Below are 10,122 nucleotides of genomic sequence, written 5' to 3' on the forward strand. Positions count from 1 at the left end.
ACCCGCAGATGCACCTTGTCGCCGACATTCTCCGGCGTCACCGTCGCCCGGTCCGGCCCCCATTTGTGGTAGTTCTCGGGGCTGGTGTCGAGGCGCGGATTGATGGTCATCGTCCAGTTCAGGCGTCGAGCCGGCTTGCCTTGCTGGATGTTGGTGAGGAATTTCAGCGCCCTGACGAAAATCCCCTTCTCATGCGCCAGCGGCACCGGCGCATGCCATTCGAAGAAGTTCATGCCGATGTCGAAATCGAGCGACCAGTCGGCCTGGGTGGTGACCATGCCGGCATCCATCCACAGATTGCCGTCGCGCTGGTCGAGGATGCAGAAATCGCCCTGGCTCTGCCGGGTGATGTATTCCATCGGCCCGTAAGGCAGCGTCGAGGTGTCGCCGAAAGTGAAGGTGTCGTCGATACCGAGCGGCCGGTTGATCCAGCGCCAGCGATCGCCGTCGCGGGTCAGCGTGAAATGCTCGGGATAGCCCAGCGCCTGCTGCTCCATCAAAAGCTCGAGCAGGTCCCAGCCGGCCAGCGTCATGTGCGGCAGCGACTGGCAGCGCAGCGGATCCTCGGCCAGCACCAGCGCGCGGTCCTGCATCTCGGCGACATAGTGCTCGTCGACGTCGATCAGGTTTTCCAGCACGCTGCCCCTGGGTCCGACGACATGCGGCTCGATGTTGACAGCATACATGTAGGCGTCTTCGTGGAACGGGAACGGGAAGCGCCTTATGTGCTCCGGGCTGTTCTTGAAGGTGAAGTCATCGCGGAACGTTTCCTTGCGAAAGGTGATGCCCATGATTTTCTCCTAGAGCGGGCTGCCCGCTCTATCTCTTTGTTTTAGCCGCATTTCTGCGACGCCAAGTGTATCCACTTGGCTGCAAAATGCTCTACCGTTCCAGGACCAGCGACCGGCCTTCGAAGCGCGACACGCACGGCATGATCTTCTTGCCCGAACGGTGCTCTTCCTCGCTCAGCCAGTGGTCGTTGTGGATGAACCTGCCGTCGCAAGAGATGACGTTGGTCTCGCACTGGCCGCAGACGCCGCCACGGCAGAGATAGGGCGGATCGACGCCGGCCGCCTCGATCGCTTCCAAGAGGCTCTGCTGTTCATCGACGCGGATCGCCTTGCCGCTGACGGCAAGCCTCACGTCGAACGGCAGTCCGGGTTGAGGTGCCGCGAAATGCTCGAAATGCACGGTTTCCGCCGGCCAGCCGAGGCTTGCCGCGCGATCGCGCACCCAGTTGATCATGCCAGCCGGGCCGCAGACATAGAGATGCGTGCCGAGCGGCTGTGTCGACAGCAACCGGTCGAGTTCGATGCGCTCCTCAAGGTCGTCATGATAGAGCCTGACCCGGCGGTCGTAGCGCTCGCGCAGCACATCGGCATAGGTGCCGAGCGATGCGGTGCGGCAGGTGTAGTGCAGTTCGAAATTGCCGCCTTCCGCCGCAAGCTGAGCGGTCTGCGCCATGAACGGCGTGATGCCGATGCCGCCGGCCAGCATCAGATGCTTTTTGGCGCGCAGGTCGAGCGAGAACAGGTTGACGGGGTAGCTGACCACCATCTCCATGCCCGGCTTGACGCTCCGGTGCATGAACAGCGAGCCGCCACGGCCGACATCGTCGCGCCGCACCGAGATCGTGTATTCGCGCGTATCGAGCGGCGAGCCCATCAGCGAATAGGGATTGAGCCTGGTGCGTTCGCCGTCGCGCATCTCGACCACGACATGGGCGCCGCCGGAAAAAGTCGGCAAAAGCTGCCCGTCGCGCCGGCGAAAATGGAAGCGGGTGACGAGGTCGTTGACCGGGACGACGTCGCTGACAACGACATCGAGTTTTGTTGTTCCGGTGCTCATCGAAAAATCTCCTCCATCGGAGGAATCTCCGAGCGATCTTCCGCATTGATGCAGACGCCCTGGAAGGCTGCGATGCGCCTGGAATAATGGTCGCGCACCAGAAGCAGCAGGCCGCAATGCGCGCAGGTCGCCGGCTGCGTCGTCACATTCTCGGTGATGCCCTTGCAATGGACACATTGCATGCGCCGCGCCAGCGAGCCGCGGTGCTCGGTCTGGATCGAAGTGTGGTCGATGCCGGCTTCAAGCGCCACCTGCATCGCCTGGCCGATCAGGCCCTCCGTGCCGGCGAGATAGAGGCGCAAGCCCATATGCGCGTTGGCCAGTGTCTGCCGGAGCCGTGGCAGCAGGCTGGCAAAGGACGGCGCCTGGTGGAACTGTGCCGGCTTCAACGCTTCGAGTGCGACGGCATGTTTGCCGTCAAGCCCGGGAATGAAGACGATTTCGGCGTCGCCGAAAAACCCGGGCGGCGCCCTCCCGGCCATCTCCGCTATCGCCAGCGCCCCTTCCGCGTCCGCGATGAAAAGATGATGCTTGCCGGGTTGCGGAGACAAGGTTCCGTAAACGGGCCGGCTGATGATACTTTTGGCTGCCATTTATGTCTTCGTGCCTTCGAGCGCTTCACCGTTTCATAGAAACGGCGGACCGCTCTATCTCTTTGCTTCGACGCAATTCCGGACGGAAAACCGTTTCACACTTTCCTGGAATTGCTCGAACCCCTCGGTGTTGACTATGCCTCAACCTTTCGCCGCGCGCTTGGTCTTCTTGGGATCATCGAAGGGAAGCGGCTGCGCCGTCGCCTTGATGGCACCGCTCTTGTTGCGGATTTCGAGCTTGGTGTCCTTGACCGCGCAGTCCACGTCGAGCCGGGCGATGCCCATCGATTTCTCGACCAGCGGCGAATACATGGCACAGGTTACTACGCCGACCTTTTTGCCGTCGCGATAGACCGGCGCTCCTTCATCGGCCGGCTCCTTGCCGTCGAGCAGCACGCCATAGATCTTGAAGCGCTCCTTGCCCTTCAGGCGATAGTGCTCCTCGGCGCCGCGAAAGCCGGTCTTGCCGGGGCTGACGGTGAAGTCGAGGCCGAGTTCCCACAGCGTGTCGCCCGGGCCTTCGTTCTCAAACGGATACTTCTGGGAATTGTCGTAGGGGTAGAAGAGCAGATAACTTTCGACGCGCAGCATGTCGAGCGTGGTGAAGCGGCACGGAATGATGCCGGCGCTCTTGCCCTCGTCGAGGATCCTGTCCCAGATCGTGCCGGCATCCTGGCCGCGGCAGAAGATCTCGTAGCCGCGCTCGCCGGTATAGCCGGTGCGCGATATCATGACGGGCAAGCCGAACAGTTGCGTCTGCATGTGATGGAAATAGTTGAGGTCGCGAATGCCCGGCACATGCTTGGCTAGATAGTCGACTGCTGTCGGACCCTGCAGCGACAGATCGTGCAGATTGTCGTCGAAGCGCAGCGAGACGTCGCGGCCCATAGCTGCCCGCTGCAACTCCTCATGGCCGGTGCCCGAACCATGCACGACCATCCAAGCGTTGGGGCCGGTGCGGTAGAGGATGCAATCGTCGGTGAATTTGCCCGCCTCATTCAGCATGCAGGCATAGGCCGACTTGCCGGGATAGATCTTTTCGACATCGCGTGTGGTGGCGAGGTCGATGAGATGCGAGGCGTGCGGCCCTGATATGTGGACCTTCTTGAGGCCGGAGACATCCATCAGACCAGCCTTGGTGCGGATGGCGATGTACTCCTCGTCGGCATCCTTGTCGTAGGTCCAGGCGGTTCCCATGCCGCTCCAGTCTTCGAGCTTCGAACCGAGCGCTCGGTGCCGATCCGCCAGGGTCGAAAATCTCCAGGATGCCGTCATCCGCTCGTCCTCCGTTTCGATAATGCTCTGCTGTTCCCTGCCCCCTGCGCAGCGGCGGGAGCTTTGGCCGAATATTGATCGCAAACCTCCGGGCGCCGCAATACCCATAAGCAATTAATTTCATTGTCAGGCAAAATCCGCCGCGCAAACCAAACGGTTAACCCCACGTAAATCGCGCTTGACAATTGCGGGATTCAGACAGAACTTATGAAAAAAATTTCACTCTGTTGAAAGAGGACGACGGACGGGGGATTCGGAACCGGACGGCGGAAAAGGGGAGAAACCGATGTCAGACATGCAACAGCGCATCGAAGCGCTGTATCGTTCCGACGTGCGCGGAGCCGCGCTCCTGATCGTCTGCCTGTGGGCGACGATCCTCTTCGTCCTCCTCATGACATGGCCCTACATCCCGCACAGCGGCATCAAGGCCGTGGTCGCGATCGCCGCCGCCGCCGTGCTGATCTTCAACACGGCCGCCATCCTGGCGATGGTCAAGCACTACAAGGAAGACAAGGAATTCATCTACGGGCTCGATATCAAGAACGCCGACGCGTTCCGCAACCGCAAGTCCTGAACCGCAAGTCCTGAGGGGTAGAAGAGATGTCCCGCTACACGCCGCCGGAACAAAGCAAGGCCGGGCAGGTTTTCGACATCGCCGTCGTCGTCGTCGCCATTTTCGTGGCACTGTGGCTACCGCTCAAGCTGGGCCTCGCCGGCGCGGCGAAATCCATCGACGCGCTCGACGCCAAGACCTGGGAAGCGCTAGGCCAGAACCCGACCATGGCGTCTATCTGGGAAAAGCTCGGCTATACGCCCGAGACCGCGCACGACATCATCCAGAACCGCTTCCACTATGTCATCGACTGGCCGACGCTGATCATCATGGCGGCGGTGCTGATCGGTTATTTCGTCTTCCTGTTTCGTGCATCAGACCGCGAATATCGCGACGTCATCAACGAAAAATTCGACGACAAGTAAGAGTTCTGAGGACGATTTAATTCGGGGGACACGATCATGTGGGTGGCACTCTCTTACGCATGCTGGGGCATCTCGATCGTGCTCGCTTTGTGGATGCTCTACGACTGGTTCAAGGTTGACACGACCTTCTCCGAAGAGGTGCTGACCTCCTCGCGCGAGGGCGAACTGGAAGCCACTTCCGAAAAACACCGGATCTGAGTGAGGATTGAACAATGACGATCGCACTTGAACCGGCTGCCCAAGGGGACAGAGTTTCACTCCTGCGCGTGCTCGGACCGGCCCATGTCTGGGCGCTCGGCGTCGGCATCGTCCTGGTCGGCGAATTCACCGGCTGGAATTTCTCGGCGGACAAGGGTGGCGCACTGGCCGCGCTGATCGTCTGCTGGGTCGTGGGATTGCTCTACACCTCGGTCGCCATGATCGATTCCGAGGTGACATCGACCGTGGCCGCCGCCGGCGGCCAGTATGCGCAGGCAAAGCACATCGTCGGACCGCTGATGGCGTTCAACGTCGCGCTGTTCCTGGTCTTTGCCTACACCATGCTCGAAGTGTCCGACGCCATCCTGCTCGGCGACACCATCGTCGCCAAGGCCGGCGTCGAAGGGCTCACCCACAATTCCTTCATCGCCGCGACCATCGTCGTGCTGGCGTGGCTGAACTATCGCGGCGTGCTGATGACGCTCAATGTCAACTTCGTCATCACAGCGGTCGCCTATATCTCGATTGTCATCCTGTTCTTTTCGGTCAGCCCGTGGACGCAAGGCGCCGTGCTGAAGCTGAACGAGTTGGTCACGCCAGGCAATGCACTCCCCTATGGCTGGATTGGCGTCATCGCCGCCTTCCAGTTCGGCATCTGGTACTATCTCGGGATCGAGGGCACCACACAGGCCGCCGAGGAAGTGCGCTCGCCGGCCCGCTCGCTGCCTTACGGCACCATGGCCGGCATGATCACGCTTTTGATCGCCGCCGCCATGACCTGGTATGTCTGCGCCTCGATGATGCCATGGGAATATCTCGGCATCACCTATTATCCGCTGTGGGACGCCGGCAAGCTGACTGGCAGCCCGCTGCTCGAGAACCTGTTGTTCGTCGCCACGCTGCTTGCTGCAATGGCCTCCGCCAATGGCTGCATCAACGATGCGGCGCGCGCCTGGTTCTCGCTCGGCCGCGACCGCTATCTGCCGACATGGTTCTCGGCCGTGCATCCGAGATATCGCACGCCCTATCGTTCGATCCTGTTCCTGCTGCCGATCGCGCTGGCCTTCGCCTTCATCGCCGACCTCAACCAGGCGATCACCTTCTCGATCCTGTCGGGCGTGCTGCAATACACGTTCATGAGCATCAACATCATCATGTTCCGCAAGAAGTGGCCGCTCGGCTCGATCCGCCGCGGCTACACGCACCCCTTCCACCCGATCCCGGCCATCGTGCTGTTTTGCCTGTGCGTGGTGACCTTCTTCGCCATCTTCCTCGGCTTCGGCTCGCAACTGATCGCCATGGTCGCCTTCTATTTCCTGATCTCACTGTGGTTCCATTTCTATCGCTACAAATTCGTGCGGCGCGGCGATCAGTTCACCATGCCGTGGCCGAAGCCGCAGGGTTATTGATGGGAGTAGGCCGGTCCGTATCCTGGATGGGCGTGGCATGAGAAAATGTCCGAGCTGACATCAGCACTGCTGGCCGGAGCCATTGTCCTGGCTATCGTTCTCCACCTTGCCTGGCAGGCGCGTGCCAGCCGCAACAGGGCATCGATGGCGCTTGCCGTCGAGCAGGACCGCATCCGCACAGCCATCGCCGACGCAGCCAATGTCTCGGACGGCACCGCCGGCGTCATCACCTGGGAAGGATCCTGGAACAGCCAACGCGTCCAGGTGCGCACCATCGTCGACACACTGGCGACGCGGAAACTGCCGGCGCGCTGGCTCAGCATCTCGGTCACCGAGCCGGTGGCCGTGCCCGGCACCTTCGACATGATGATGCGGCCGGGGTCGCCGACGACCTTCTCCAATTTCGATCATCTCGACCACACGCTGCCGAAGAGTTCGGCATTTCCGGCCGAGGCCGTGTTGCGGACGGATCGCAGGGGCGTCCACTTCCCACTGGAGACCATCGCCGGCCACCTCGGGATTTTTTCCGAAGGGCGCGCCAAGGAACTGCTGATCACCCCGAAAGGGGTACGCATCGTGTGGCTGCTGGCCGAAGCCGAACGGGCGCGCTACGGTGTGTTCCGGCAGGCCGAATTTGGCGACGCCACACTCGATCGTGCGCTGATCGAAAGACTGCTGATGTCGGTGTCGGCGCTTCGCGACGCCATCAACAAAAGCGAACGGCAAGCCGCATGACCATTCCCACCACGGCACCCACCAATCCCTATCTGGTTCTCGGCGCCGCAATCGTGCTGCCGGGAAGCGGGCACGTCATTCTCGGCGTGCCGGTGCGCGGCCTTCAGTTCCTTTTCTTCATGGTGATCCTGGCATGGGTGACGGCCAAGATCGCACCGCCCGATGCCAGCTTCGTCGGCCGTCACGCCGGCGGCTTCCTGATCTATGCCTTGTCGATTCTCGACGCCTACAAGCTCGCCCGCATCCGCTCCGCCAAATGGGTTCACAATGCCCGGCGAGACGGCGACAGTGCGCAGAGCGGCATTGAGCCGCATAGGTAACTAGAGGAATATTTTTTTCATACGATTGAATTTGTGCAGCTCATTCGATACATCCTCTCTTAGCTACAAACGATCTCTTAGCTACAAACATCGGGAGGCTGACATGTGTGGAATTGTCGGACTGTTTTTGAAGGACAAGTCGCTGGAACCCCAGCTTGGTGCGATGCTGTCGCAGATGCTGATCTCCCTCAGCGACCGCGGTCCGGACAGCGCCGGTATCGCCATCTATGGCGCGCCTTCCAAGAATGAGGCCAAGATCACCATCCAGTCCGCCAAGCCCGACCGCGATTTCCGCGGCCTCGAGGCGGAGCTCGCCAAGGCCATCGGCACGCCGGTGACGATCGCGGTGAAATCCACCCATGCGGTCGTCAGGACCACGCCGGCCAAGATCGATGAAGCGCGCGAAACCATCCAGGCGCTGCGCCCCGACATCCGCATCATGGGCGCCGGCGACGTTGTCGAGATCTACAAGGAAGTCGGCCTGCCGGAGGCCGTCGTCGATCGCTTCGACGTCCGCAAGATGACCGGAACGCATGGCATCGGCCATACCCGCATGGCAACGGAATCGGCAGTGACGACGATGGGCGCGCATCCGTTCTCGACCGGTGCCGACCAGTGCCTGGTGCACAATGGCTCGCTGTCGAACCACAACAATGTCCGCCGCGAACTGATCCGCGAAGGCATGACGTTCGAAACCGAAAACGACACCGAGGTTGCTGCCGCCTATCTCTCGTCGCAGATGGCGCATGGCAAGAATCTCGGCGAGGCGCTGGAAGGCACGCTCTCCGACCTAGACGGCTTCTTCACCTTCGTCGTCGGCACCAAGAACGGTTTTGGCGTGGTGCGCGACCCGATCGCCTGCAAGCCCGCTGTCATGGCCGAAACCGACCAGTATGTCGCCTTCGGCTCGGAATATCGCGCGCTGACCAAACTGCCCGGCATAGACAATGCGAGGGTCTGGGAACCCGAGCCCGCAACCGTCTATTTCTGGGAGCATTGAGTTCATGCCCGCAACCACGCTTTCAAAGACTGCGGCACACGATCCTCGGGTCTTCGATCTCGACCAGCTGTCGCTGCGCGAACTCAATCAGGCGCTGCACAATCTGGCGCCGGGCTCGAACGAAACGGCATGGGAAGTGCTGAACCCGAAAGGCAGCCATTCGGTCGCCGTCGGCGTCGACCAGCCTGTTGCCATCGATGTGCGCGGCAGCGTCGGTTATTACTGCGGCGGCATGAATTCCGGCAGCACCATTACCGTGCATGGCTCGGCAGGCCCCGGCGTCGGCGAGAACATGATGTCGGGCTCGATCACCATCAAAGGCGACGCCAGCCAATATGCCGGCGCCACCGGCAAGGGCGGCCTGCTGGTCATCGAAGGCAACGCCTCGTCGCGCTGCGGCATTTCGATGAAGGGCATCGACATCGTCGTCCACGGCAATATCGGCCATATGTCGGCTTTCATGGCGCAGTCGGGCAATCTGGTGGTGCTGGGCGATGCCGGCGACGCGCTGGGCGATTCCATTTACGAGGCGCGGCTCTTCGTGCGCGGCAAGGTCGAAAGCCTCGGTGCCGACTGCATCGCCAAGGAGATGCGGACCGAGCATCTGGAATTGCTGCAAGGCCTGCTCGACCGTGCCGGCATCACCGGCGTCAAGCCGTCGGAGTTCAAGCGTTACGGTTCGGCGCGCACGCTCTACAATTTCAATATCGACAACGCCGACGCGTATTGAGGCAGCATGACCTATCGCAACCCGCCGACGACGCCGCGCAAATCCGCGACCTTCGACGACTACACGCTTTCCGAGATCCGCCGTGCCGCAGCGACCGGCATCTATGACATCCGCGGCGCCGGCGCCAAGCGCAAGCTGCCGCATTTCGACGACCTTCTGTTCCTCGGCGCATCGATCTCGCGCTATCCGCTCGAAGGCTATCGCGAGCGCTGCGACACATCAGTCGTGCTCGGCTCTCGCCATGCCAAGAAGCCGATCGAGCTAAAGATCCCGATCACCATCGCCGGGATGAGCTTCGGCTCGCTGTCAGGCCCCGCCAAGGAGGCACTCGGGCGCGGCGCGACCCTGTCGGGCACCTCGACCACCACCGGCGACGGCGGCATGACCGAGGAAGAGCGCGGCCATTCAAAGCAGCTGGTCTATCAATATCTGCCGTCGCGCTACGGCATGAACCCGCGCGATTTGCGCCGCGCCGATGCGATCGAAGTCGTCGTCGGCCAGGGCGCCAAGCCGGGCGGCGGCGGCATGCTGCTTGGCCAGAAGATTTCCGACCGCGTCGCCGAGATGCGCACGCTGCCCAAGGGCATCGACCAGCGCTCGGCCTCGCGCCATCCCGACTGGACCGGACCCGACGATCTCGAGATCAAGATCCTGGAACTGCGCGAAATCACCGACTGGGAAAAGCCGATCTACGTCAAGGTCGGCGGCGCCCGGCCCTACTACGACACCGCGCTTGCCGTGAAGGCCGGCGCCGATGTCGTTGTCGTCGACGGCATGCAGGGCGGCACCGCCGCCACCCAGGAAGTGTTCATCGAAAATGTCGGTATGCCGACGCTTGCCTGCATCAGGCCGGCGGTGCAGGCGCTGCAGGATCTGGGCATGCACCGCAAAGTGCAGCTGATCGTCTCCGGTGGTATCCGCAACGGCGCCGATGTCGCCAAGGCGCTGGCGCTCGGCGTCGACGCGGTCTCGATCGGTACGGCTGCCCTTGTCGCGCTCGGCGACAACGATCCCCGCTGGGAGGCGGAGTATAACG

The 10,122-nt window shown here is 61.9% G+C and carries 13 protein-coding genes; 9 read left to right on the forward strand and 4 right to left on the reverse strand.

The genetic code is table 11. The annotated features are described in order from the left end of the window. From EN939_RS09460 to EN939_RS09475, 4 genes are all read right to left on the reverse strand, one after another. The coding region (locus EN939_RS09460) for a heme-dependent oxidative N-demethylase family protein (RefSeq protein ID WP_164750926.1) at positions 1-791 on the reverse strand (791 nt) is incomplete at its 3' end. Positions 792-882: 91 nt separating this feature from the next. Beyond that, positions 883-1,848: a PDR/VanB family oxidoreductase gene (locus EN939_RS09465; RefSeq protein ID WP_127267808.1), complete on the reverse strand. Its 966-nt coding sequence runs from the start codon at positions 1,846-1,848 to the stop codon at positions 883-885. Continuing rightward, positions 1,845-2,441 (reverse strand): dimethylamine monooxygenase subunit DmmA family protein, encoded by a 597-nt coding sequence (locus tag EN939_RS09470; protein ID WP_127267809.1) that lies wholly within the window; start codon positions 2,439-2,441, stop codon positions 1,845-1,847. Before EN939_RS09470 ends, EN939_RS09465 begins: the two co-directional genes overlap by 4 nt. A gap of 141 nt (positions 2,442-2,582) precedes the next feature. Further along, complete coding sequence (locus tag EN939_RS09475; RefSeq protein ID WP_127267810.1) at positions 2,583-3,716, reverse strand: aminomethyltransferase family protein; 1,134 nt, start codon at positions 3,714-3,716, stop codon at positions 2,583-2,585. 286 nt (positions 3,717-4,002) lie between these two features. On the opposite strand from EN939_RS09475, the gene EN939_RS09480 reads away from it, so the two are divergent. From EN939_RS09480 to EN939_RS09520, 9 genes are all read left to right on the forward strand, one after another. Next, positions 4,003-4,290 (forward strand): hypothetical protein, encoded by a 288-nt coding sequence (locus EN939_RS09480; protein WP_027036059.1) that lies wholly within the window; start codon positions 4,003-4,005, stop codon positions 4,288-4,290. A 26-nt stretch (positions 4,291-4,316) separates the two neighbouring features. Then, on the forward strand, positions 4,317-4,694 hold the full coding sequence (locus EN939_RS09485; RefSeq protein ID WP_013532899.1) for a hypothetical protein: 378 nt from the start codon (positions 4,317-4,319) through the stop codon (positions 4,692-4,694). Positions 4,695-4,730: 36 nt separating this feature from the next. Continuing rightward, positions 4,731-4,892 (forward strand): hypothetical protein, encoded by a 162-nt coding sequence (locus tag EN939_RS09490; protein WP_013532900.1) that lies wholly within the window; start codon positions 4,731-4,733, stop codon positions 4,890-4,892. 14 nt (positions 4,893-4,906) lie between these two features. After that, on the forward strand, positions 4,907-6,301 hold the full coding sequence (locus EN939_RS09495; protein ID WP_127267811.1) for an APC family permease: 1,395 nt from the start codon (positions 4,907-4,909) through the stop codon (positions 6,299-6,301). A 45-nt stretch (positions 6,302-6,346) separates the two neighbouring features. After that, on the forward strand, positions 6,347-7,036 hold the full coding sequence (locus EN939_RS09500; protein WP_164748761.1) for a hypothetical protein: 690 nt from the start codon (positions 6,347-6,349) through the stop codon (positions 7,034-7,036). Continuing rightward, complete coding sequence (locus tag EN939_RS09505; protein WP_127267812.1) at positions 7,033-7,356, forward strand: hypothetical protein; 324 nt, start codon at positions 7,033-7,035, stop codon at positions 7,354-7,356. The genes EN939_RS09500 and EN939_RS09505 overlap by 4 nt, the downstream gene beginning before the upstream one ends. 103 nt (positions 7,357-7,459) lie before the next feature. Continuing rightward, positions 7,460-8,356, forward strand: a complete 897-nt coding sequence (locus tag EN939_RS09510) for a class II glutamine amidotransferase (RefSeq protein ID WP_063167616.1) — start codon at positions 7,460-7,462, stop codon at positions 8,354-8,356. 4 nt (positions 8,357-8,360) lie between these two features. Continuing rightward, positions 8,361-9,086, forward strand: coding sequence for a GXGXG domain-containing protein (locus EN939_RS09515; protein ID WP_027036064.1), 726 nt, complete (start codon positions 8,361-8,363; stop codon positions 9,084-9,086). Between the two features lie 6 nt (positions 9,087-9,092). Further along, a partial coding sequence (locus tag EN939_RS09520; protein WP_127267813.1) for an FMN-binding glutamate synthase family protein occupies positions 9,093-10,122 on the forward strand: 1,030 nt, incomplete at its 3' end.

The sequence above is a fragment of the Mesorhizobium sp. M7A.F.Ca.CA.002.05.1.1 genome (assembly GCF_003998335.1).
Classification (GTDB): Bacteria; Pseudomonadota; Alphaproteobacteria; order Rhizobiales; family Rhizobiaceae; genus Mesorhizobium.